Origin of the sequence: Bacillus testis (assembly GCF_001243895.1) — a bacterium.
GTDB classification, from domain to species: domain Bacteria; phylum Bacillota; class Bacilli; order Bacillales; family DSM-1321; genus Bacillus_AD; species Bacillus_AD testis.
The window spans coordinates 1,300,771-1,324,073 of record NZ_LN851186.1 but is presented as its reverse complement, the minus strand read 5'-3'; the positions used below and the strand labels follow the sequence as shown (position 1 = coordinate 1,324,073).

Here is a 23,303-nt window from a genome sequence, read left to right as displayed (position 1 = left end):
AACGGAAATGGGGGTTGCGCTATCGCCAATATATATGAGGTTAAAGACAGCATTCAAAGAAGAATGGCTAAACTTGAAGTAAATCAAAATGCCAACGGTTCATGGTCTTATATTTTTGAGGGACCCATTATGACAGACAGCTTTACTGTCATGGTGATGAAATCTATAAAAAGGCCTGCCGACCAACTCATTCAACGACTTGTAAAGCGGTTATTGCGGTTGCAAAATGCCAATGGAAGCTGGAGCTTATACAGCGATGAAGAAGGCGGAAATCTGTCCGCGACCATTCAAGCTTACAGCGCATTGCTTATATCCGGACTCTTTACGCGCAATGATGAAGAAATGAAGCGGGCAGAACAGTTTATTCTACACAACGGGGGCCTCGCCCAGGCACATTTTATGACCAAAATGATGCTTGCCGTGAATGGCCTGTATTCCTATCCAGGTTATTTCTACTTTCCCATGACCTATTATCTTCTGCCTCCTTCCTTTCCGCTTAGCCTTTACCATTGCAGCAATTATGCCAGAGTCCATTTAACTCCCATGATTATCTGCATGAATAAGAAATTTAGCATCCAACATGACATCGATCGTTCTTTCTTCACCGAAAACCCCCATGATCAATGGTTTCGCTCAGACCGGGAAAATTGGTCTTCCTATTTTATCGATACGATGAAAGACATAGCTCTTACTCCGCTGCACCTCCATAAAGCCGGATACAAAAGCGCCAAAAAACTAATCCTAGATCGTATTGAAGCTAACGGCACGCTGTATAGCTATGCTTCCAGCACCTTTTATATGGTGTACGCATTGCTTGCCCTCGGCTACCGGACACACTCTGCCGCCATCATAAAAGCAGCCAAAGGAATTGAAGATTATGCAATGGAAAGCTCCCATGGACTCCATATCCAGAACTCTCCTTCCACTGTCTGGGATACCGCCCTGCTTTCATACAGCCTGCAGGAAGCCGGAATGAATGCAGCCCATCCCGTCATTATAAAAAGTACGAAATACCTTCTGGGCAAGCAGCAATTCAAACGCGGTGACTGGGCAGTAAATGCCCCAAATGCCAAAGGAGGAGGTTGGGGTTTTTCCGAAACAAATTCCTTCATACCCGATCATGATGACACGAGCGCAGCACTGCGGGCACTGTCCAGGCGAAGCAAACAAGATGATGGTGTCAAGAAAGCCTGGATACAAGGGAAACAATATCTGCTGGATATGCAGAATAAAGACGGAGGGTGGGGGGCATTCGAAAAAAATGCCTATCAAAGCATTTTAGCCCATCTCCCAATTGAAAATGCAAAAGATGCCTTAATTGACAATTCGACAAGCGACCTTACCGGCAGGGTCCTTGAATTCCTAGGAAACTATGGAAATGAACAAATAAATAGCCCGCCTATCAAAAAAAGCTGCAACTGGCTACTTGAGCAACAGCTGCCTAACGGAAGCTGGTATGGTAAATGGGGAGTCTGTTATATATACGGAACGTGGGCTGCAATGACCGGCTTGCGTGCCGTCGGGATACCGAGAAACCATAAGCAGATCATGAAGGGTGTCCTTTGGCTGGAAAGTATCCAACAGCCTGACGGCGGTTGGGGCGAGTCTTGTAAAAGTGCGGAAAAAGAAGAATATATACCGCTTCCTTTCAGTACACCTTCACAGACAGCCTGGGCGGTCGATGCGTTGCTGTCCGTCAGGAACCCGGATGCTCCCTCTATTCAAAAAGGCATCCAATACTTGCTCCAAAACGAAAATAATAAAAGCGAATACCCGACAGGCTTGGGATTGCCTGGAGGATTTTATATCCATTACGGAAGCTATAACGATTTATTCCCTCTGCTCGCCTTGGGTCATTACCGAAAAAAAGTGGAAGAAGCAGAAAAACAGTAAAATTTCTATTGTAGGGAGGGTTTCTGTACGAAGATCGTTCAATTGCGTATACTTAAAGCATCTAACCATCGTTCATACGGTCGCTGAAGAAAGTGCCAGACTCCCGTTTAGATTAGCGTGACAGGCGAGTTCCGCCAAGAAGGCCCACCGCACTTGCCCCGCGAAAAGAGAGCATCCCGGAACGGCACTCATCACTTTCTATTCCTTATAGTAAGAGGAAAATAACACAACAAAAAAGAGGATGGATCTATGAGAGGTACGATACAGGAAGAACTTGCAATACTAGAGAAAAAACATGACATAAAGATCCTCTATGCCTGCGAATCCGGCAGCAGGTCATGGGGCTACCATTCCCAGGACAGCGATTACGATGTGCGCTTTCTATATATACACAGACAGGACGATTATTTGAGCATCGATCCTGTCGGAATCGGACGCAAACGGGACGCTATTGAAGTAAAAAGTGAACACAAGCTGGATGTAGCAGGCTGGGAAATCACTAAAGCATTGAGGCTATTCCGCAAAGGGAACGCTTCGCTGCTGGAATGGCTTCACACAGAGAATATATACCGAAGCCCCTCACCGTCCATTATTCGACTAAAAGAGCTCAGCAACAAAAACTTTCATCCACTAGCCTGTTTTCATCATTACTTGAATATGGCCAGCCGCAACTACCGCGAGTGGCAGGACATAGAGAATGTTAAGCTTAAAGCCGTCCTGAATACAATAAGACCTGCTTTGGCGGCCCGTTGGATCGAAAGTCGCCATACCTTTCCGCCATTATTATTGCAGACTCTCCTGGAGCAAGCCGAGATCGAACAATCCTTGCAAGATGAAATGGGCGGCTTATTGGCAAGAAAAACGGCTGGAGAAAGACTTGCCCTACAGCAACAGCTCGTCCATATCCGGCGTTATCTCAACACCGAATTGCCTTCTCTCCACGAAGTTGCCGGAAGAATGCCTGCAGATCCCATTATCCCAACGGAGGTTTTGGATTGTTTGTTCCGGCAGGCTTTGAAAGAAGCGTGGGAGTAAATACAAGGCTAAATAGAATTGTTTTGGCAACAAAATCCGGATTAGCGATAATATCTCTTGGTTCATGTTTGGTGGCTTAGCGTTTTTAACGCAAACAAGCGGGGATAATTGACTTTATCCTCGCATATGGAGAGAAGGATTTTTCACTTCTCTTTTTCTAACAATCTTCAAATCATATATATGTTTTTCCATTGAACCTATTAGCAGCAGACACATATTCATCAATCAGCCTTTGCAAAAACCAAGAACCCTCCGCTTTGCTTCCTTTCAATAACCCGCTTCTCTCTACGATTTCAATGCAACCAAGCCGCTGTATATTCACAGTGCCCCATCCTTCAAGTACATTTGCCAAATATACATCTCGCCGGAACGCCCGGCATCCTTTTTGCCTGTATCTCTAAATCCCGCTCCCTTGTATAACTTCTGTGCGGCTGAATTGCCTTCATCAACTGCCAGGATGATTTCATTAGCATCCGGAAAATGAGCCTGTATGATCCCCGGCAATAATACCAGTGATTGTTTGGCGATACCCTTTCCCTGGAATTCGCTCGAAATGGAATAGGATCTAAATAAAAGGGAACGGTCATTGTCGCTATATATACATGCCCCTGGCCAAGCGTGAAGGATGAAAAAACCTGCTACACGGCTGCCATGCTTAATGACAAACGGGATTTTTTCCTTTTCTGACTGGCAGAGAGCAAGCGCTTCAAACGGATGCATCGTATAAGCAAGCTGTCCCTCTGCCAACCGGTAATGCACCAGTTCTTTTCCATGCTGTTCCTGATTGAATAACTCAATCTGTACCTGCTTTTGCATGATTCGACACCGCCTGTCTTAGATTATGATCATTTTATTATACGTCTAATATGACATTTTTTTCTAAGGAAATGAAACTTTCATTGGTTGGTTTGATTATTCAATCAGCCCTTCCCTGCCACTTGATCTCTCAATTACACTATTTTGTTTTTACTGCCCGTTTTAAAGCGGGCATCATAGCGCTAGTTGGAACGGATCAACAAAAAAAACGGGCAAACTACGGAATCCCGTGTTGCCCGGCTTTTCATTATAAACCTATTTTTGTGCGGATGTCTTTCATCATTGGCGTCGCGATACTTCTTGCCTTTTCGGCGCCCTCCTTCAGAATTTGATCAAGTTTGTCTCTATTGCCCATCAATTCTTGGTAGCGTTCCCTTGGTTCCCGCAATGCTTCATTCATCACTTCGAATAATTGCTGCTTCGCCTCTCCCCAAGAAATGCCCTGTTCGTAGGCAGTCCGCATCTCAGCAATTTGCTCTGCATCGGCAAACTGTTTATATAACGAGAACAAATTCGATTGATCCGGATCTTTCGGTTCTCCCGGAAGCGATGAATCTGTTTTGATCTTTTTGATCAGCTTCAACAATTTCTTTTCATCGGAGAATAACGGAATGGTATTATTGTAACTTTTGCTCATTTTACGGCCATCTAGCCCTGGCAGCACCGCTGTATCGGCATCTACCTTATATTCCGGCAAGTTGAATGTAGCACCGTATTTTTTGTTGAAGGTTTGAGCCAGATCCCTGGCAATCTCTACGTGCTGAATTTGATCTTTGCCGACAGGGACAGTATTAGAATTATAGAGCAGAATATCGGCCGCCATGAGGATCGGATACGTGAAAAGCCCCATATTCACGCCATCATCCAGGTCGTTTCCGTTTTTCTTATTCTCATCGACAATGGCTTTATAGGCATGCGCACGGTTCATCAACCCTTTGGAAGCATAGCAAGCCAAAATCCAGTTCAGCTCGAATACCTCGGGGATGTCTGATTGCCGGTAAAAGACTGACTTTTCGTAATCCAGCCCCAAAGCGATCCATGTTGCCGCTATACCATAAGATAATTCCTTGAATTCCTCCGGATCTGGAGTACGTGTCAACCCGTGATAATCAGCGATAAAGTAAAACGCATCATACTGCTCATCCTTTGCCAGCTCCAATGCAGGTTTGATGGCACCCATATAATTGCCAAGATGGATTTGCCCCGTTGGCTTTATCCCTGTTAGAATTCTTTTTTTCATGATGATTTCCTCCTGTTTTCCAGCACGCAAAAAAGGGCTACCCATCCTGTGAAAAGGACGAGTAACCCGTGGTGCCACCTTTATTCGTTCATCTTGCCATGAACGCGCTTATCCATACAGAAACAAAATAATTTCGATATGTCGTCTCTTTTAACGGCGAGACCTCCGCTAAAGCCTACTCACTCGTTCAGCCCAGAAGCTCCGAAGCCCATTCACCGGCCCCTCTACACTGATTCACACCAACCATCAGCTCTCTTAGGTATACAGGCCGCTTACTATTCTTCATCATCGCTTATTCGTTCTATATGTGTGAAATCATTATAGCCTTTCGCCACGTAAACGTCAAATCTCTTCCTTCTCCCACAACTATATAAAATGATGCATTTTTCTTTATTTTTAAAAAATATTCTTTCACTAAAGTGAAGCATGTCTTATAATGTGGGGAGACATCATTTCACAAACAGAGGGGGAACCGGAATGAAAGAACATACACAGATCACTTATTCCTTAAACGAACACCTGCAAGGAAATGAACTGGCTGACCTGTTTAAAGCATCAGGGATAAACCGCCCAATTGACGATTTGAAAAGACTTCAAAAAATGATTGATCACGCCAATCTACTTGTAACCGCCTATGATGGCGAGAAATTAATCGGCATTGCCAGAGCCTTGACCGATTTCAGTTATTGCTGCTATTTGTCCGATTTGGCCGTCCACCAAGATTATCAACGGAACGGCATAGGCAAAAAACTCATTAGTCTTGTTCATCAAGAAATAGGCGATGAGTGTACGTTTCTTCTGCTTTCAGCTCCTTCAGCAATGGATTATTATCCGCAAACCGGCTTCGCCAAAGCCGACAATGCCTTCACAATCATCAGAAAACAATAAAGTAATGTTGATCGGTGGGAGTCTTCATTCCCCACCGATCAACATTGAACCAAGCTGTGTTTATACTGCCGCTTGATTCGCCTCCTGCACTTATTCATCCTCTCGTTGAAGTAAGTCTTTAGCGCCAGTTTAAAAAGGAAAATTTCATATGTGCTCCCCCAATGCCGTTTTTCTTTAAGCTTTACCTCCTAAATAATGCATATTTAACGCTACTTCTTTTACATTCTCCTTAGCTGCCTTTACATAATAGGCTTTTGCCGCCGGCCTTGAAGAAATCGCCTTATGGAGGCTGCCATTCATAAAGTGAAGGCCAGCCCCGTCATCCACTGCCATCCCTTCCATGATTTCTCCGGATTCGACAAAGGTCCGGTAGGCTTTTTTAGCGCCTGCTGCTCCATCATAGTGGGGACAGTGGCTGCCTTTCAGAAAGCCTAAACACGATATGACTTGGTAAACATCGCCATAGGAATCGGTTACCCCTTCTTCAAACCAGCAAAGTGATCCGGCGCTTAAACCAGCCAGCACCACGCCTTTCTCATAAGCTTTTCTCAACAGAACATCCAAACCCCATTCACGCCAAAGCACCAGCAGATTTTTGGTGTTCCCGCCGCCTACATAAACGATGTCCTTATCGAGCAAAAAGGCTTCCAAATCTTCATATGGCGGCTTGAATAACGAGAGTACAGATGGTTCACAATCAAGCTTGGCAAAAGAAGCAAAAAATCTGTCAATATACCCTTCCGCATCTCCGCTTGCAGTCGGAAGAAAACAGATTTTTGGTCGTGGTTTAGGGCACTGTTCTAGTATATATTGATCAAGTAACAGATTATCGGGCTCCATGGAAAAGCCCCCGCCTCCAAGCGTAATGATTTGCTTCATCTCTGCCCCTCCTGATTCACCAAGTGAAGATTCTCGCGGGCCTCTCTTCTTTCAACAGAGTAAGGCAATGACACCTCCGATAAGCGCTGGATGCCTTTTGTGTAATAAGGAACCAATATGCTTGCTTCAGCCGTATCCATCCAGCAAACTTCGGAGATTTCTTCTTCGTCCTGAATGCCGGGCTTTCCATCAAGGATTGTGGCTTCAAAGGTAAAAAAGATGGCATGATGGCCTCTCTCTGCTATAAACACTTCATTGAGCGCAACAAGATTTCCGATTTTGACTGTCAGGCCTGTCTCTTCCCTCACCTCACGGGCCGCAGCTTCCGCCAGGGACTCCCCCTTTTCGGCCGCTCCGCCCGGAAGCGTCCATGGACCGCCGACATTTTTCACCATCAATACCTCATTCTGTTCTGTGTTATGGATCAACGCATAGACAACGTCTACTCTTTTCATGTTCTCATTCCCCATTTTTATCCTTTATTTATATACTGAATTTGGTCTTCGCTTTTTCCTTGCCCCCTGCTTTGCCGCATACTGCTTTGCCGCCCTTATGTTTTGCTTCCCGGCAGACGGGTATGTAATGATTACATACACCAAAGGAGGTTCTTTATATGTCAAACGACGAAAAACAACTGAGAGATACCGATGATTCCAAAGAACAGCAAACCAAAAAGAAACAGGGCGAAGATATCAGTCCTCAACGGGATCCTAAAAAGAATGATCCTCCCCAAAGCAAATAAAGTGAAATGATGATTGGTGGGGTTTATATTTATCCCCGCCAATTATTTGTTTTGAATGCAATATTGGTCTTCTCACTTCGAACCATATACTTCGTTTGCTTCAACTTGTTTATTCGAATAAGAGGCTTTATAACCGCTCTCTTTACCACGTTCCACTACAAACCATGCACTTCCTCCGGCAACGATCAAAATGCCCAGCAACCCCACCGGAAGATATATGGCTAATTTACTCTTCTTCACAATTCCAACTCCTCGTGTATAAATTCTCGGCTTCCAGTGAAAATGTATTTATTTCTCCTTATGAAACTGCCAATCCTTCAATTTGCAGTATTTGTCGAATTTTATTTTCTATTGTATAGCCCATAACAAAAAACACCCGCTTTTTTAGCGAGTGTTCATTCCACCCTATTCATTCTCTAATGCCCTATCCAATAACCAAGCCAAGCCAGAGTGATGCCACCTCCATAAGTAACCAATACATACAGGATAAAGGCTTTTATGTACCCCTCTTTCACCATCTTCACAAGTTCAAGCGACAGCGTGGAGAAGGTAGTGAATGCTCCCATGAATCCCGTACCGGCAAGCAGCATGAAAGAAGGGACTGCATCCGCTCCCGCCAACAATCCAAGTAAAAAAGCACCTATAAGATTAACTAGCAATGTTGCTGCCGGCCATTTAAAAGCAGCGGACCGGGCGAAACCGGCACTTGTGGCATAGCGGGCCATGCTACCAAAAAAACCGCCGGCCGCAACAAGCAGTACATTCATCAATGTCATATTTTCTCCCTCGCTTCCGCCTTCTTAAAACCCAGATATGTACATATTAAGCCACCAAGCAAAGACGCCATCACATAGAAGAGGCCAGCCAGAATTTTACCGGCATTCAATAAGTGGACCGTCTCCACGCTTAATGCAGAAAAAGTCGTAAAGGACCCAACAAATCCAGTGCCTATCGCTGTCTTTAATGCCTGCGAGAGATGAAGGCGCAGGAACAGGTTAGTGGTCAGCCAGGATAGCAGAAAACTTCCCGACAGATTAATCAAAAGGGTGGCAAACGGAAAGCCATCCCCTTGTGGAATCCACAGTCCGATGGAATACCGTGAGACGGCACCAAGGGCTCCTGCAATCCCAATCAAGATATAAGCCATTTAGTTGCATACCTCCTTTAACAGCATCTTAACTTGTAAATTATACAGCTTCTGATAAGGAATATCGAATTGATAAAAAGTAGATGGATCGGCAGGCATTATTCCCCGCCAATCCATGGTTGAACCAAGCGGATTCCTACTGGGCTCTTAATCTTCCCATTTACATTTTTTCGTATAAACCTCTTGTGTTGAAGTGGGAGGCTTAGCGCCATTTAGAATGGGACAAATCCACGAATCCTCTGGAAATACCTCTTTCTTTTCACCATTCGAACACAATTCGCCATGGTTTTTGATGTAAATGGTAAATCGAATTGTAGAAATATGTACATTATTCCGAATCTATTGATGTGTTTTTTTGTATCCCCTATACTATGAAAAAAACGAAGGAGAAAACGCAAATGACTTACAACACAATCAAGAATGAGATTTTTAATTTTTACAATGAGAAAGGTAAGTATCCACAAAAAATCAAATTGAATAAAGATACATTTATCCGTCTAAAAGAAACAGGCCACATCAATCTGTCCGTGGTGAATCCCTCTAAGGTAACCCTTCTCGGTATAGAAGTCATGGAAGACCGTGGAGTCCAACAGTATGAATTGTATTAATCACACAGCTTTCCTTGGAGACATCCAAGAGCGATGTTTCCAAGGCCTTTTCCACCATTTATCCCATCTCTTCAAATTTCTAAATGAATTTTAAATAACCCTTTCATAATACGGTAATAATCTTGGTCCTTCGAAACTTACTATCATTTTTTAGAACAGCCTTTCCGTTCTAAAAAGGCGAGATGGATCCCCGGTGCGATTTCTTTTGAATGGGTATGGCGAAAATCAAATGAACGGTACAACGCCATGGCCGGCCCATTCCTTTCACCAGTAGTCACTGCCATTTTTTGCTTTCCTGCCACATTTTCAATCATCCAGGAGAGCAAACTTCTGCCGACACCTTTACGGAAATGGTCGGGATGTACCACGAGTGAGCAAATGATTATGGTCTCCCCGTCTTTTGCATACGAAAGAAACCCAATCAAATCTTTCCCTTCAAAGTAGCCGATATAGTGATCTTTAGAAGCCATAATATCTGCGACTGTCTCAGACAACGGCGGAAGCTGTGGAAATCCAATCAACTCTGCTTCTATTGTGTACGCCGGGATTTGGACTGCCCATATGCATTCAGCTGCTTCCTTGCTCCTGGGATTCAGATTCTTAATCACTCAGCCACCCCCTTCCCGCTAGTTTCTTTCAACTATACGCTAAAAACCCTTCACGAAGAAGGGCTGCAGGCTATAATATGAGCATGTATGTAAAACGTTGTTCAATCAGAATCAACATTTTATTCATTCCCGCCGATTATTCGTTCAATCAGATTCTTACCAGTATTTGATTTCCTGCTTATCCTTCCCTCTCGTTCTTGAGCGGAAGTCTTAGAACCATCTAGGACTGCCCACACTCAAACAACTGAATTCATCTATCTTTTTGCTTCCGTCTTTTTATGTGGGCCGTAATATCTCTGACAATCAATTGGAGAATAATATAAATAGGTTCTATACTAAATGTTGGGGTGTCCACTTAAAAATGGGCAAAAAAAAGAGCACACAAGCTCCTAAATTTCTTATACTTGAATTGACGAGAAACAAGATAGAAATGGAGATGTGTGCACTTGCATTTTAACATGATTCTGCCCGGACTTGAAGGGGCAACCATCATCAAAACCGACATCAATGAAGGAATCTACCAAATATATATTGAAATGCCGATTAAGGACCATGCCTGCCCTTCCTGTTCGAAGGAGACCAAGCGTGTCCATGATTACCGTATCCAAAAGATTAAGCATCTGAAAATGGCGGAACGCCCCACCATGATTATCTATCGGAAAAGGAGATATGCCTGCTTGTGCGGGAAACGTTTCTATGAGGAAAATCCTTTTGTGGAGAGGTATCAGCACCATTCGAAGGAATGGAATCAACAGGTCCAGATCCGTACCGTCAAAGCCAAGACATTCACCGAAATTGCGGCCCAATACCATACATCCGTCAGTACGATCATACGGCGTTTTGACCGGATTATCCCCCAATCAATCAAGGGAGAGAAGGCCTTGCCCAAAGCGATTGCCATCGACGAATTCAAAGGGGATTCCGGAAAGGAAAAATATCAATTGATCATTGCCAATGCCGTGACCCGCGAACCGATCGACATCCTGCCAAACAGACGGAAAGACACAATTAAAGAGTACTTGCGGAAACATGGGGCCAAGGTGGAAGTGGTTGTCATGGATATGAGCCACGCCTTCAAGGCAGCTGTCAAACAGGCCTTGGACGGTCCTGTGATCGTGGCGGATGGGTTTCATTTCGTCCGGTATATGAATTGGGCGCTCGACAAGATCCGTGTGAGGGAACAAAACGAGTGGCATGCATACGACCGTAAAAAGTGTAAGAAGGTCCGTTACGTCTTTCATAAAGCTTCCCACAAGCTTACAAAAACAGATAAATGGTATCTGGAAAGATACTTTGCGCTGTCCCCTGAATTAAAAATAGCGTATGGGTTGAAAGAGGCCTTTTATGAGTGGTTTAACGAAGCCAAACGGCGGGGGCCAGGCCATATCGAGAAGACAAAAGAAGCGCTGCATGCGTTTTATGAAAAGGTGGAAGAAAGCAGGATTCCTGAGTTCGTGAAAACCGTCCAGACCTATCGAAATTGGGAAACGGAAATCCTTAACCGTTTTGAATTTGGGTACTCCAATGGGTTTGTGGAAGGGTTGAACAACTTGACAAAGGTCATGAAACGGAATGCCTTTGGGTTTAGGAACTTCGCTCGTTTTAGGGCACGAATCCTCCTGCATCACCACTATAAATCAATAGGCAATTCATTAGGATAAAGGGGCAGAGAAATGTTCTCTACCCCAACACTTGAAAAAGAACCTATAAATAAAAGTTATCTCAATAATCAATATCGTTATATTATCCACATATAAAACAAGCCTAGATTTGTTGCTGATTGGATAAAAAATATTGGCAGCAATAGATAGTATCGCCATCAAAATATTCACTAGAATAACATATCTTACTTGAATCCTACTGGAAAGGATACCAACAATAACCGTAGCGAAGAAGGGCAACCAAAAAAAGGCTACAGCTGTCGAATGATAGGACTCCATCTCCCATTCAAACATGAAAGAATCCAACCAGAGAATCAAGTATGGGACAGGGAGTATAGCTAGGATCGCCCAGATCAGTTTGCCCATTCATTCTATCCTTCTTTCATGCTTTATTTTCTTCATATATCAAATCAAAATTGTTTGATAGGATATCCGGCTTTATTTCCAGAAACGTTCTATCCAAAACCATGGATAGTCCAGAGAGGTACTAATGTGGATAACCTGCCCTTTTTATGCCCATTTCAGCACGAATATATGTTAATATAAGTAAAATAAGGTTTAATTATACATATAGAATAAAACTTTTTGATCCGTAATAGGTTTCATTCATTTACCACCGATCAATAGCAAAACAAACCTAAGTGCTTATTATCGCTTAATCTCCTGCTTATCTATCTTCGCGCATCTTCTGAGGCGGGAGGGGACTTAGTGCCAGTTAGGAAAAGAACCGTGGAAAGGATTAAACATATTGAAAACGTTCATTCCCAAAACCGTTGCTGCTTTGGCCGGCTGCCTGATTGTTTTTTTTACCATATGTTCTATCGTATCTGTACCTGCCTTGTTTTTCAAAAGCGGGAATCCGGATGCTTTCGTGACCGATTTTGGATTCTATCCCCATCAATTCTTGTCATCACTGCTAACCGTCATCAGCTCTACACTACAGCCTTCTTCCATTACAATCACTGATTTTAACGGCCAAAATCCTGTTTCTATATGGACATTTGCGAAGGAACCATTCCAATATTCAATGACCATTCTGATTGTCTCGATTATGATCACAATTCTGCTTTCATTGATTTTAACAAGCATCTATTACATATCCCACGCCAGCATAAAGAAAGGATTTTTGCGTTTTTTGACTGTCACAGAAGCCATACCTGATGTTTCCGTTATTTTAGGTTTCCAATTCATCATCATTCTTTTATTCCAAGCTACCGGCCTTAAGCTTTTTAAAGTGTTCGGTTTTTTTGGGAATGTCTATTTTCTGCCGATTGTTTGTTTGTCTCTCGTGCCCATATTCCTGCTTACGAGAACCTTGATTTCGATTGTGGAAGAAGAGCATGGCAAGACCTATGTCGATTTTGCAAAAGCAAAAGGGCTGTCTTCAAAGGAGATTTTTTACAGGCACCTTTTACGAAATCTAATCTACTCCTTTACGCAACAATTCACTATTATCTACTGGTATGCCATTTCCAGTTTGTTTTTAGTCGAGTATCTCTTCCAATTAAAAGGATTCACCTCTATGTTAGTGTACTCATCCAACCCGATCGAAATTGCGGTATGCCTGTTTGTATTCATCCTTCTCTATATCGTATTCAACCTATTTATTAGCGCGCTGCAATATATCCTGGGGGGGAAGAATACATCATGACGAAAAATAAACCGCTTCTCTTTTTAATGATCTTGCTCTTGCTATTATTATGTTCAAGCATTTTCTACAACATTGCATTTAAAGATACCGTCAAACCAGTTACCTTAAAATATAATGACAATGGAGAAATCATTATTGGCCCTCCTTTTTCGCCCTTGCATGTACCGCCCTTCGGGACGGACCGCGGCGGCAACAACCTAGCATTACGGCTTATTCAAGGGTTCCAATACACATTTCTGATTGTGGGCATTGTCACTTTATGCAGGCTTCTTTTTGGCGCTGCCCTTTCCTATCTGCTGGTTTTCCCATTAAAAAAACTAAGGAAATGGGTCCATTATTTCTTTTTGCCTTTTTTATATTTACCGGCGTTTATTCTTGTTTATATTTTTACAGGCTACCTGCCATTGATTCAAGATGTCCTGTCTACTGAGCAATTAGTCGTCTTCCAAATATGCATATTCATTCTGGTAGGAATCCCTGTGATCACCAATACGTTTACCAATGAAATGAACCAACTATTAAAAAATGAATTTATCATCGCTGCTAGAACGTTGGGAGCTTCTGATTGGCGGATATTCACTAAACATATAATCCCACTTTTCAGGCCGCGATTCACCTTAATATCTTTGCAGCAGATAACAATCAGTTTTCTTCTATTATTGCAGCTTGGGGTATTTTCCTATTATATCGGCGGATCGCAAAAATTCGCTGTTAATGAAGAAGACCGTAAATTATCGATGACAGGCGAATGGGGCGGAATGCTAGGAGAAAGCAAAAAGGATTTGATGTCAGCTCCCTGGATTTTCCTCATCCCTCTCCTTCTATCCACTTTGCTTTTAATATTCATTAATATCGCCATTCGGAATAAAAAAGAATCGGAGGACCACGCGGGAGTCCACATCATCCAAGAGAATAAAACAAGGACCGAACATACTCATCTATCATCTAAATGGAATAATATAAAAAAATAAGGTAGATCAAACGTAAACGCTTTTAGCAAAAGGAAAATATTTCTTTTTATTATTTTCAATATGAAATTATGGCGTTTTTGTGACATAAATAGTACAATAAACGTAACGAAAATGCGTATAAACTATTAGACAGAATACACGAAAAGGGGTAATTACGATGAAAGGTCCATTATTTTACTTTGGATTGTCCATGTTCATTGTGTTTGGGGGAGCTTTCCTAGTCCGTTATATGCAAAACAGCAGTTTCTATGTCGTTGAAGCCGCCATGGCAGCGATCGGTGTCATCATGTTCCTAGCCAGCTTCTTTGCCAAAAACGAGCCTGATCACCGTTCTGAAGTGGAATCGCTTTAATAACTGCTTATTAGTGATCATTCACAATACGTAAACAAAGTCAATCATAAACTTATGGATAGCAGTCAGTGCTTAAAAAGGTACTGACTGCTTTTTTATGTGCGAATAAGGGTGGAGATACTGTTTATTTTCTTCTTATATACTTTTCCGGACAGTCCATGGCAGTCGGTGTTCTAATAACATTTCCGCCTCATTTTGGGGAGCTTCTTTCTGTAGGAGTACCGGGATCCCTTTTTTCACTTGTCTGCCCCCCCTTGATTGAAAGATAAAACAAGGATTGTTAGTTATTTTTTCTCAGGACTATTGTAATCCTTTTCATTGCTGTCATTATTGATTTTTTGAATATTTTTCAAAGAAAGAGTGCGACAAAGCAGAATTTTTTCATTTGACATAACACTATATTCACAGTAATATCGTTATTTGTACAAGCATCAATACTCTAAACAGAGTATTTTTTTTAAAGTGCTTTTCTCAAAAAATAAACAGAGGGTGATATAGTGGGGTTTTTAAAATTTTTAAAAAATAAGGGCGTCATAGCAGCGATATTCATGGCGATCTTTTATCAAATCATCATGATGGGCAGCTTTATGCCTGGTTATAGTGCCATTCCAAAAAATATGGACGATTTACATGCAGCCATCGTCAACGATGACACGCAATATGGTAAGCAAATAGCCAAGCAGCTAAAAGAATCTCTTCCTTTTAAGGAAATTGCGACTGATAAGTCATTGAAAGAAAGTAAAAAAATGCTGGATGACCGCGATATTCATTTGGTGGTCCATATTCCAAAAGATTTCTCTGCCAACCTTCAAAGCGGGAAGGCACAGCCAGATATCGATTTCTATGTAAATGAAGCAAACCCGGCAATGGTTTCAAGCACAATGCAATTCATTGTAAAAGAAATCGATTCAAAAATGAGCGAACAATTTTCAATCAACAAAGCAAAAGGCATTTTCGCTACTTTGAATGTTCCTGAAAAACAAGCGGATGCAATGGCTAAATCGATTGAAAACAGCTTTGATGCAAACTTGATTTCCATTAATAAGGTTCCACAAGGATTGCATAATCAAATGGCTCCGTTCTTCCTTACAATGGTTTCATATGTTGGGGCAATGATTGCATCCTTAATGCTGGTCGGGGTATTTAACGGCATGAAGAATATCCTCGGTAAATGGAGAACCTATGCTTATATTCAAATTGTCTCTGTCATATTGTCAGTGGTAGCACCATTAATCGGGATTGCGATCGTGTATATCATGCATGGTTACGGCACCGAAACATTCTTCCAACTATGGGTGAACCATGCGTTGCAGCTATTTGTTTCATTGCAATTCACGCTGATTTTCTCCTTCCTGTTCGGCCAAGGCGGTATGTTGATAAACCTTCCATTGCTATTGATTCAAACAATCGCAGCCGGCGCAGTAATGACAAGAGAAGTCATGTTTGGATTCTTCCGGGCAGTCAGCTATATTTCGCCTATGTATTATAGTGTACAGGCAGACTTCACGACCATGTTCGGCGGAGGGCACTTAGCCGAATATCTTGGACAATTGGCATTGATCGGCGTTGTTGCTCTTGCCATTAATACGTTAGCAGTAGCTTTCGGACACAAAGACAATGCACTGCCAAGACCTTTAGACAATTCTGTAGAAAAAAATGCCTAATTCACCTGAATTTTTGCTATGATGGAATTGAACAATGCAAGGAATCGTTTTCAAGAAGGGAGTTTCATAATTGTCTATCCGTTTATTTATATTAGGGACATTGGCCAAAGGGAACAATTATCCTTATATGATAAAAAAGAAGCTGCTTGATGCTCTTCCAATTAATAATCTCACCGGAATGAGCGAAGGAAAGTTCTACTATAATTTCGAAGCACTTCAGAAAAAAGGGCTCATCGAATCGGTTGAAATAATCCACGAAAAGAACCGTCCGGATAAAACGTTGTATACGATCACAAAATCAGGAAGGCAAGCCCTTGAACTGGATATTTATGATAGCTTCAAGAGTCTTACAAATATCCAGGACCTCTATATTTCCATCTATTTATTGGATTTTGTCGATCCCGCCAAGGCTGCCTTCCTCTTTGAAGATACCATTCAAAAAGAAAAACAGCGCTGGCAGGAATATTCCGCTCTGAGAGAACAAGAAAATGACAAATTATGCGACGAAAAAGTTCAATTCATCAGTGATCATGCATTCAGTAACTCGGCATTCAACATCCAGTGGATGGAAAAACTGCTCAAGCTTATCCAAACGTATTGACTGACAACCTAATGGCCAAAAAATCACCAAATAGAAAAAGGAGCTGGCAACAGCTCCTTTTTCTATTTGGCTTTAAGCAGACATCCTTAAACCTGCTTTTGTAATAATCCTATTTTCTTTACTATAGAAGCAGCTGTTCTTCGCCCATTCGTGATGCAATCAGCAATACCAACTCCATAATAAGAACAGCCAGCAAGCATTACTCCAGGAAAAAGGGCACTCATTTTTTCTTCTAATTCCTTCACTGCTTCCGGATGAGACAAATTATAAACAGGCATTATATCCAGCCATTTAGTCACCTTGGTGAACATAGGGCGGGCCGATAAGGATAACCCTTTCTGGACATCTTGCAAGGCAGTCTCTATGAGTGTTTCTTCATCCATCTTTAGCAGTTCGTCAAAATTGCTTAACGTATTCTTATAAAAAAGCCGTACTAGCAAGCGCCCATCCCGAGACGTATTCGGCCATTTAGCGCTGGTCCATGTGCATGCATTGCACAGCAATCCGCTGTCTTCTGCAGCAATAAACCCAGTACCATTTGCAGGAAGAACGTTGCCTGCCACATCAAAAGCCATATAGATACTGATTAAGGATTTATCATGGAAGGAGTTGAATACCTGATCCAATTCCTTGGAAGCAAGCATCTGCTGCGCAGCCTGGTGCTCTGTCGCCACAACGACGTAATCCGCCTCAATACTTGCGCCATCTTCAAGCTTGATTCTATATCCCTCCGAAGCCGGCACAATTGAAGTTGACCCTTGCCCTTTATGAAAAGAGACATCGGAAAGAACTTCTTCAAAGGCATCAACCACGGTTGATAAACCATTTCTAAAAGAGATGAATTTTTTATTGCCAGCACGCTTAAACTGTGCTTGATTAGCTTCTAACCCTTTCAAAATGCTGCCGTATTCATTCTTATAATCTAGCAAAAATGGCAAGGTGGATTCGATCGATAATTGGTGCAAATCGCCGGAATATACGCCCGACAAAACGGGGGCAATTTGCCTATCCACCATTTCCTTGCCAAGGAAGTATTCCAGGAAATCTCCAATTGAATCCTCTTTAGTAAATGAACGATTGGGCAGGCTTGCCTCCTTCAGCACTTCTCTTTTTGCGTTTTCCGATAGAAGGGTCGAAGCGTGCAGTGCTTCTTCATTCAAAGGGATGCCAAAAACCGAGTCCTCAGGGATAGCATGCAATTCCCCATCCGTGCAAATATAAGAAAGCCCAGTCGCATTATATACAAGATCATCTTGAAGGCCGAGTTCGTCCACCAGGTACATCACATTATCTTTACGCGCCACAATGGAGTCAGCTCCCGTTTCCATAATGAATCCATCTTTATGATAAGAAGCAATCTTGCCGCCAAGGCGACTGTTCTTTTCAATCAAGATCAGTTCTATGTCCAGATTCTGCCTGCGCTTTGCTTTCTGCAATTCATATAAAGCAGTTAAGCCCGTTATTCCCCCGCCGATCACCGCTATTCTTTTCACATATGCCACTTCCTCTGCATTCGCTTTTTTCTTTACCTGTCTCTTTTTCTCCAAATCTATTATACTATACCTCCTCCTTAGACAATTTTGGCAGTTTCGACAATTTTACGATTGGAGTATAAAGTGAAATTCTCCACTAGTACTGCAATAAAAAAAGCTGCCCCTATAAATCACAACCGTCAATAAAGATTGTATCTATGAAATCAATAAAATCCTCAGAGACATTAAGGAAAGAAAATCGAATTATGTTAGCATTCTAGCCGTTTAAACTAAGCAACTTTTCATGGGCATACATTTAAGCTCGGATGATTTCAAATAGCTGCCTTTTGTAACATAAACAAAGACAAAAAAACCACCCGGCTTCACCAGGTGGTTGAGTTTTGTTCGTTGAGCTTGACGAATCCATATCCTCTCTTGGCAGCAAGTGTCTCCAGTGCCTGTTTGAAAGTGAGATAGGTTTCCAGATTTTTATCGTTTGCCAGATCGGACTGCAGTAAGGTAAGAGTCAACTTAGGGCCAAACCCGACAAAGACTAATTTCACACCCATCAAATGCAGGGCCTCCTTCAAGTCGTTTGCATGATGGGCAAAGCTTTCAAGGCCTTCCAGTTCCTTTTCCGTGATGGCTGTAAAATCCATGACGACAGTCGTTACATTTTCTGCATTAGCCGCTTTCAAAACTTTTGCATTAATGACATCAAACCGTTCAGGAAATAAATTGCCTACAATCGGTACAAGAATCGTCTCTGGAAGGATAGATGGTATAATCGGAGCCGATATGTCTTTAACAAGGCTCTGGCTTTTCTCCAATTCCTCTCTTAAACGATCATTCTCTTGCTGTAAAACCTTTAATTGGTCCATAGTGCCTCCTCATTTGAACACGTTCATTCTTACAATCTTTATTCATCCTATTCTATCACTTAGATGAGGCCGATCCTAAAGAATTTGTTTTGCCCCTTTTCTTCTGCTCTTAAAAACACGGCAATACCCCCCTGCTTCTTTGCCATTCCTCAATAGTCAACTGCCAATTATCTGGGCTTTTAACTGAGAAAATCCTTTCGAGGGATTGCCTCCAAAAGGATGATTGCAAAAGTAATTTGGTCTCAATAGTAGAAAGGTGCATCGCAGTAAAACCTTCTTGGATCATTAAAGGAATCACTTCGGATATATACGCTTCCCCCGTAGGCAGGTTTCCTTCCAAAATGGCGTGTTTCCTGTCAATATGCCAGATTGGAAAACCGATGAACCCAAGCAATTTTCCATTCTTTTTAGCCCAAATCTGCCATATCCTAAAGCTGACAATGCCGTTCTTGCCGTTATATGTATCAAATTTTTCGATAAAATGCTTAAACTGTCTTTCTTCTTCAAATTCCAGGAAAGATAAAGCTTCATTGAGTCTGTTACTATGGCTCAAATACAGAAGAATGGATGGATTAAACTCCCTCATGAGAGTATGCTCCGTCTCCATTATATGAAGATCGCCAGAATAATGCTCAAGTTTATCCAACATGCTGCCTTCACCCTCTGTCTCCTAAGATGATGTCTTTCCTTCATCATAGCAAAGAAGCCTATCATTTCCCACTATTTTATAATAGCGAAATATTAAAAATAATCAGAATGATGCAGCTTGGCATACCTATTATTTCGTTGATTTCTGAAAGACACACATTTTTTTGGCATCGCCTTTATTCTGAACCATATTCACCTGTTCGGACTTGCAGCTGATTTCTTTTTGGCCTTCAAAGCGATAGATGAGGTTTGCGTTTTCCACATGATTCTGCAAGTAAATAGCCGTTTTGTCAATCTGGTTCCAGAGCTTATTGTCATTGTTCAACTTTCTGTCAGTCATAAAAATAACGGTAAACAAGGCATTGCTTTCAGAATAGGAACGGTTTGTTTGGTTTTTCATATAGTAGCGTAGCCCCCCTTTGACATTGACTTTTAATGTAGTCATTTGCGGGTTAAGTTTAGTAAGGCCTTCATCCAACTCCGTATGAAACTGTCCCAGCCATTTTTGCGGCATGTAATCGTCCTGCACTTCGTTCAGAAGGCGATTCTTTTCCCCTTTAAATGTAAGTCCAGTGTTGCCTTTTGACGAAACGATGATTCCATAATCGCCTGTATGTGGATTCTTATATTGTTTATGGATAATAAATGCTTCATGATAACGATCTTCTAGTATATTTTCTATTTCATAGGCAACGGCCTTTTTTTTCCAAGGAAGTCCATTCTTCATGCCATAAACGGCCGATCCTCCGAACAATAAGAAGGCTAGTGGAATGTACTTTAAACTCTTCGATATAGTCATTGTTTTTTCCCCTTTAGCACATCTTTTCATTATACTGAGAAAAGGAGTTCATATCTATTTTAGATCATTAATCCCCTTAAATTAGGTGGATATACCGAGGCTTCCGCCAGTCACGTCTGCGACCGAGGGCCTTTCATTCAGTCATTTAGCCCCATTCCACATTCTTTTCTGTCATAGCTAGCTTATATCCACCCCAAAAGACAGAAACACAGACATAGATCGTATCAAAAAAGAAGGGGGCATCTTGGGGAAAATTCAATATTTGCTTTCTGCGAAAAAAGCAAAAAAATAAAAAGCCGCAGACAGGCATGTTCCTGTTTACAGCTTTTAATGACTCCAAAACTCTTCCAGTTGACGCTGAAAAAGAGGCGGAACAGACACGATATGATGCCCATTCCACTGTTCTGGGAAGAGTTGCCGATATGTTTGCGTCTGGTAGCGGCTATCGATTAAGAGAATAACACCTCTGTCGCTATCATCCCTGATGACACGGCCCGCAGCCTGCAGGACCCGGTTCATTCCCGGGAATGTATAGGCAAACTGGTAGCCCATGCCCCCTGCGGCATCATAATACCTTCTAAGAAGCTCTCTTTCTCGATCGAACTGCGGCAGCCCGACCCCTACAATGATAGCCCCGATCAGACGGCTTCCTTTAAGATCGACCCCCTCAGAAAATATTCCTCCCAAGATACAGAATGCAATCATTGTCTCATTTGGATCTTCAACAAATGATGATAGAAAATCCTCGCGCTCTTTTTCCTCCATGCTGCTTTGCTGGAGAATCGTTTTCACGTCCGGATAAAGTGAGGCAAAAGAGGCATGTACCTCTTCCATATATTTATAAGACGGAAAAAAGACCATATAATTTCCTGTTTTAGCTTTTGCCATCTGACCAATCGCTTGCGCAATCGGTTTAAAGCTGTCTGGACGGTCTCTATATTTAGTGCTGATGGAACCATTTATGCATATAAGGGCAGAAGCTGGATCAAAAGGAGATGAAAGCCTGTAATGTTTACTATCTTCATCCCCTCCAAGAACGGCAGAGAAATAGTCCAAAGGCGTCAGCGTGGCAGAAAAAAGAATGGTGGATTTAGCCAGCTTCATCACTTTCTTCAATAAAAGCGACGGATCTAGGCACAAGAGCGACAGGGTGGAATCATACTTATCCTTTTGAACAAAGATGCGGTATTGCTCTCCGTATAGGCCGGAAATTTTTTGGAAGGCCAATAATTGAAGATAGACCTGCAATACCTCATTTCCCACTTCTTCCCCGATACGCTGCAGTAAAAATTCCTTACATGCCAGCACTGCTTGTTCAATCACTTCATCCAAATCGGCAGGCATTTCGCTTTGTGTATAGAAACCTTCCTCCCCACACTTTTTTTCCAACTCAAGAAAATAGATGTGTAGCCTATTAATAGCTTTTCTCAGTTTCTTTTCGCTTTTGCTGATTGCTTTGCGGAGCGACAGGAACATGGATTTTTCCAATTGGAAGGAATACATCTCTCTTGCCCGGTCAACCAGATTATGCGCTTCATCAATCAGGAATACCCCCGTCCGTGCACCATCCATAAACAACCGCTTTATATAAACATGCGGGTTGAAGACATAGTTATAGTCGCAAATGATAATATCGCACCAAAATGTGGCATCAAGCGACAATTCAAACGGGCAGAGTGCATATTCCTTGGCGTAATGTTCAATCACGTCCCTTGAGAGATGATCATGGTTTGTGATCATGTCAAATAAGGCATCATTGACGCGGTCGTAATAACCATCGGCAAAAGGGCAATACTCAGGCGTACAATTGCGCTCTTCCATCAAGCATATTTTATCTTTGGCTGTCAGCACCAAACTCTTGATGCGCAGGCCTTTTTCCTTCATACGAAGAATTGCTCCTTCCGCTGCCTGTCTGGTGATGGTCTTGGCTGTCAGGTAAAAGATCTTTCCAGTTTCTCCTTCCCCCATTGCTTTAATGGAAGGAAATAGAGTAGACATTGTTTTCCCGGTTCCGGTGGGGGCCTCAGCGAAAACTTTTGCTTTATGCTTAATGCCCTTATAGACTACCCCGGCAAATTGTCTCTGGCCTTTTCTATATTGGCTAAACGGAAAATCAAGGGCCTTGATTGAAGCATCCCTTGTTTCTTTCCATTCGAGCTGGAAGCGTGCCCATTTTTCGTATAAATCAATATAACGAATAAACTCTTTTTCCAGTTCTTCATACGTATAGATATGCTCGAATGCTTTCACTTCCTCAGTACCTGCCTCAATATAGCGGAGACGGATATTCATCTCCTTCAGGCTCGTTTCCTTGGCATAAATAAATCCGTAGCAAATAGCCTGTGCCCAATGTCTCGGATTATGATATTCGTCTATCCGGTGCAGTGGAAGGCTCGTTGACTTTATTTCATCGACAGCATACATTCCCCTCTCTTCATAAATGCCGTCCGCACGCCCTTCTATATGATACGTAATGCCTTTGTAAGCATAATCGACTGCTAACGGGACCTCTGCTTGATAATGGTCTCCCTCCCGCTTCTGCAAAAGTCGATGCAGCCTTGTCCCTTCTGCGGCTCTATCCTGTCCTGCCACGAAAGCTGTATCAATGCTTCCGCTTTTCAGGACAAATTCAACCAATTGTTTGACGGATATCGAAATAATAGAGTTCATCCCATCCCCCTCTCCTGTCACGGATTCTCTATAACATAACGCCACACTAAAAAAATCGCCAGGCGATAATCTTAGCC

The 23,303-nt window shown here is 42.3% G+C and carries 25 protein-coding genes and 1 other annotated feature; of the genes, 11 read left to right on the top strand and 14 right to left on the bottom strand.

Annotated elements, in window-relative coordinates:
• Positions 1-21: 21 nt before the first annotated feature.
• Positions 22-1,893 carry a squalene--hopene cyclase gene (shc, locus tag BN1765_RS07085; protein ID WP_390621192.1) on the top strand — a complete coding sequence of 624 codons (1,872 nt, stop codon included), beginning with the start codon at positions 22-24 and terminating at the stop codon, positions 1,891-1,893.
• A 249-nt stretch (positions 1,894-2,142) separates the two neighbouring features.
• On the top strand, positions 2,143-2,928 hold the full coding sequence (locus BN1765_RS07080) for a nucleotidyltransferase domain-containing protein (RefSeq protein ID WP_050614454.1): 786 nt from the start codon (positions 2,143-2,145) through the stop codon (positions 2,926-2,928).
• Between the two features lie 172 nt (positions 2,929-3,100).
• Here the strand turns inward: BN1765_RS07080 and BN1765_RS19990 are convergent, their stop codons facing one another.
• The 3 genes from BN1765_RS19990 to BN1765_RS07070 all read right to left on the bottom strand — a co-directional run bounded on the left by BN1765_RS19990 (position 3,101) and on the right by BN1765_RS07070 (position 4,984).
• Positions 3,101-3,250, bottom strand: a complete 150-nt coding sequence (locus tag BN1765_RS19990; RefSeq protein ID WP_154666080.1) for a hypothetical protein — start codon at positions 3,248-3,250, stop codon at positions 3,101-3,103.
• Complete coding sequence (locus tag BN1765_RS07075; protein ID WP_050614453.1) at positions 3,247-3,744, bottom strand: GNAT family N-acetyltransferase; 498 nt, start codon at positions 3,742-3,744, stop codon at positions 3,247-3,249. Before BN1765_RS07075 ends, BN1765_RS19990 begins: the two co-directional genes overlap by 4 nt.
• A gap of 247 nt (positions 3,745-3,991) precedes the next feature.
• Positions 3,992-4,984 carry a tryptophan--tRNA ligase gene (locus tag BN1765_RS07070; protein ID WP_050614452.1) on the bottom strand — a complete coding sequence of 331 codons (993 nt, stop codon included), beginning with the start codon at positions 4,982-4,984 and terminating at the stop codon, positions 3,992-3,994.
• Positions 4,985-5,034: 50 nt separating this feature from the next.
• Positions 5,035-5,282, bottom strand: a binding site (T-box leader).
• A gap of 179 nt (positions 5,283-5,461) precedes the next feature.
• On the opposite strand from BN1765_RS07070, the gene BN1765_RS07065 reads away from it, so the two are divergent.
• On the top strand, positions 5,462-5,872 hold the full coding sequence (locus BN1765_RS07065; RefSeq protein WP_050614451.1) for a GNAT family N-acetyltransferase: 411 nt from the start codon (positions 5,462-5,464) through the stop codon (positions 5,870-5,872).
• A 174-nt stretch (positions 5,873-6,046) separates the two neighbouring features.
• On the opposite strand, the gene BN1765_RS07060 is transcribed toward BN1765_RS07065, so the two are convergent.
• Together BN1765_RS07060 and BN1765_RS07055 are read right to left on the bottom strand one after the other, a co-directional pair.
• Positions 6,047-6,751 carry a Type 1 glutamine amidotransferase-like domain-containing protein gene (locus BN1765_RS07060; protein WP_050614450.1) on the bottom strand — a complete coding sequence of 235 codons (705 nt, stop codon included), beginning with the start codon at positions 6,749-6,751 and terminating at the stop codon, positions 6,047-6,049.
• Positions 6,748-7,206, bottom strand: coding sequence for an NUDIX hydrolase (locus tag BN1765_RS07055; RefSeq protein ID WP_050614449.1), 459 nt, complete (start codon positions 7,204-7,206; stop codon positions 6,748-6,750). The genes BN1765_RS07060 and BN1765_RS07055 overlap by 4 nt, the downstream gene beginning before the upstream one ends.
• A 158-nt stretch (positions 7,207-7,364) precedes the next feature.
• On the opposite strand from BN1765_RS07055, the gene BN1765_RS19985 reads away from it, so the two are divergent.
• Entirely contained in the window at positions 7,365-7,493 is a 129-nt protein-coding gene (locus BN1765_RS19985) for a 3-methyladenine DNA glycosylase (protein WP_147554164.1), read from the top strand.
• 72 nt (positions 7,494-7,565) lie between these two features.
• On the opposite strand, the gene BN1765_RS19980 is transcribed toward BN1765_RS19985, so the two are convergent.
• The 3 genes from BN1765_RS19980 to crcB (BN1765_RS07045) all read right to left on the bottom strand — a co-directional run bounded on the left by BN1765_RS19980 (position 7,566) and on the right by crcB (BN1765_RS07045) (position 8,640).
• Positions 7,566-7,733: a hypothetical protein gene (locus tag BN1765_RS19980; RefSeq protein ID WP_154666079.1), complete on the bottom strand. Its 168-nt coding sequence runs from the start codon at positions 7,731-7,733 to the stop codon at positions 7,566-7,568.
• A 176-nt stretch (positions 7,734-7,909) separates the two neighbouring features.
• Positions 7,910-8,269 (bottom strand): fluoride efflux transporter CrcB, encoded by a 360-nt coding sequence (crcB, locus tag BN1765_RS07050; protein ID WP_082195430.1) that lies wholly within the window; start codon positions 8,267-8,269, stop codon positions 7,910-7,912.
• Positions 8,266-8,640 (bottom strand): fluoride efflux transporter CrcB, encoded by a 375-nt coding sequence (crcB, locus tag BN1765_RS07045; protein WP_050614448.1) that lies wholly within the window; start codon positions 8,638-8,640, stop codon positions 8,266-8,268. The genes crcB (BN1765_RS07050) and crcB (BN1765_RS07045) overlap by 4 nt, the downstream gene beginning before the upstream one ends.
• A 398-nt stretch (positions 8,641-9,038) precedes the next feature.
• Between crcB (BN1765_RS07045) and BN1765_RS07040 the strand changes: the two genes are divergently transcribed.
• Entirely contained in the window at positions 9,039-9,248 is a 210-nt protein-coding gene (locus BN1765_RS07040; protein ID WP_050614447.1) for a hypothetical protein, read from the top strand.
• Positions 9,249-9,391: 143 nt separating this feature from the next.
• Here the strand turns inward: BN1765_RS07040 and BN1765_RS07035 are convergent, their stop codons facing one another.
• On the bottom strand, positions 9,392-9,856 hold the full coding sequence (locus BN1765_RS07035; RefSeq protein ID WP_050614446.1) for a GNAT family N-acetyltransferase: 465 nt from the start codon (positions 9,854-9,856) through the stop codon (positions 9,392-9,394).
• A gap of 440 nt (positions 9,857-10,296) precedes the next feature.
• On the opposite strand from BN1765_RS07035, the gene BN1765_RS07030 reads away from it, so the two are divergent.
• From BN1765_RS07030 to BN1765_RS07000, 6 genes are all read left to right on the top strand, one after another.
• The gene (locus BN1765_RS07030) at positions 10,297-11,517 is read left to right on the top strand and encodes an ISL3 family transposase (protein WP_082195411.1); all 1,221 of its coding nucleotides are present in this window, start codon (positions 10,297-10,299) and stop codon (positions 11,515-11,517) included.
• A 748-nt stretch (positions 11,518-12,265) separates the two neighbouring features.
• A complete protein-coding gene (locus tag BN1765_RS07020; RefSeq protein ID WP_050614444.1) occupies positions 12,266-13,168 on the top strand; it encodes an ABC transporter permease subunit in 903 nt (300 codons plus the stop codon).
• Complete coding sequence (locus BN1765_RS07015) at positions 13,165-14,139, top strand: ABC transporter permease subunit (RefSeq protein WP_050614443.1); 975 nt, start codon at positions 13,165-13,167, stop codon at positions 14,137-14,139. The genes BN1765_RS07020 and BN1765_RS07015 overlap by 4 nt, the downstream gene beginning before the upstream one ends.
• A gap of 157 nt (positions 14,140-14,296) precedes the next feature.
• Positions 14,297-14,491, top strand: coding sequence for a hypothetical protein (locus BN1765_RS07010; RefSeq protein ID WP_050614442.1), 195 nt, complete (start codon positions 14,297-14,299; stop codon positions 14,489-14,491).
• Between the two features lie 497 nt (positions 14,492-14,988).
• Complete coding sequence (locus BN1765_RS07005; protein ID WP_050614441.1) at positions 14,989-16,155, top strand: YhgE/Pip domain-containing protein; 1,167 nt, start codon at positions 14,989-14,991, stop codon at positions 16,153-16,155.
• 70 nt (positions 16,156-16,225) lie between these two features.
• Positions 16,226-16,756: a PadR family transcriptional regulator gene (locus tag BN1765_RS07000; protein ID WP_050614440.1), complete on the top strand. Its 531-nt coding sequence runs from the start codon at positions 16,226-16,228 to the stop codon at positions 16,754-16,756.
• Between the two features lie 86 nt (positions 16,757-16,842).
• On the opposite strand, the gene hemG is transcribed toward BN1765_RS07000, so the two are convergent.
• The 5 genes from hemG to BN1765_RS06975 all read right to left on the bottom strand — a co-directional run bounded on the left by hemG (position 16,843) and on the right by BN1765_RS06975 (position 23,226).
• Positions 16,843-18,249, bottom strand: coding sequence for a protoporphyrinogen oxidase (gene hemG, locus BN1765_RS06995; protein WP_050616699.1), 1,407 nt, complete (start codon positions 18,247-18,249; stop codon positions 16,843-16,845).
• A 362-nt stretch (positions 18,250-18,611) separates the two neighbouring features.
• Positions 18,612-19,109, bottom strand: coding sequence for an STAS domain-containing protein (locus BN1765_RS06990; protein WP_050614439.1), 498 nt, complete (start codon positions 19,107-19,109; stop codon positions 18,612-18,614).
• A 109-nt stretch (positions 19,110-19,218) separates the two neighbouring features.
• Positions 19,219-19,758 carry a GNAT family N-acetyltransferase gene (locus BN1765_RS06985; protein WP_050614438.1) on the bottom strand — a complete coding sequence of 180 codons (540 nt, stop codon included), beginning with the start codon at positions 19,756-19,758 and terminating at the stop codon, positions 19,219-19,221.
• Between the two features lie 129 nt (positions 19,759-19,887).
• Positions 19,888-20,556, bottom strand: a complete 669-nt coding sequence (locus BN1765_RS06980; RefSeq protein WP_050614437.1) for a hypothetical protein — start codon at positions 20,554-20,556, stop codon at positions 19,888-19,890.
• Between the two features lie 327 nt (positions 20,557-20,883).
• Complete coding sequence (locus tag BN1765_RS06975; protein WP_050614436.1) at positions 20,884-23,226, bottom strand: ATP-dependent DNA helicase; 2,343 nt, start codon at positions 23,224-23,226, stop codon at positions 20,884-20,886.
• Between the last annotated feature and the right edge of the window lie 77 nt (positions 23,227-23,303).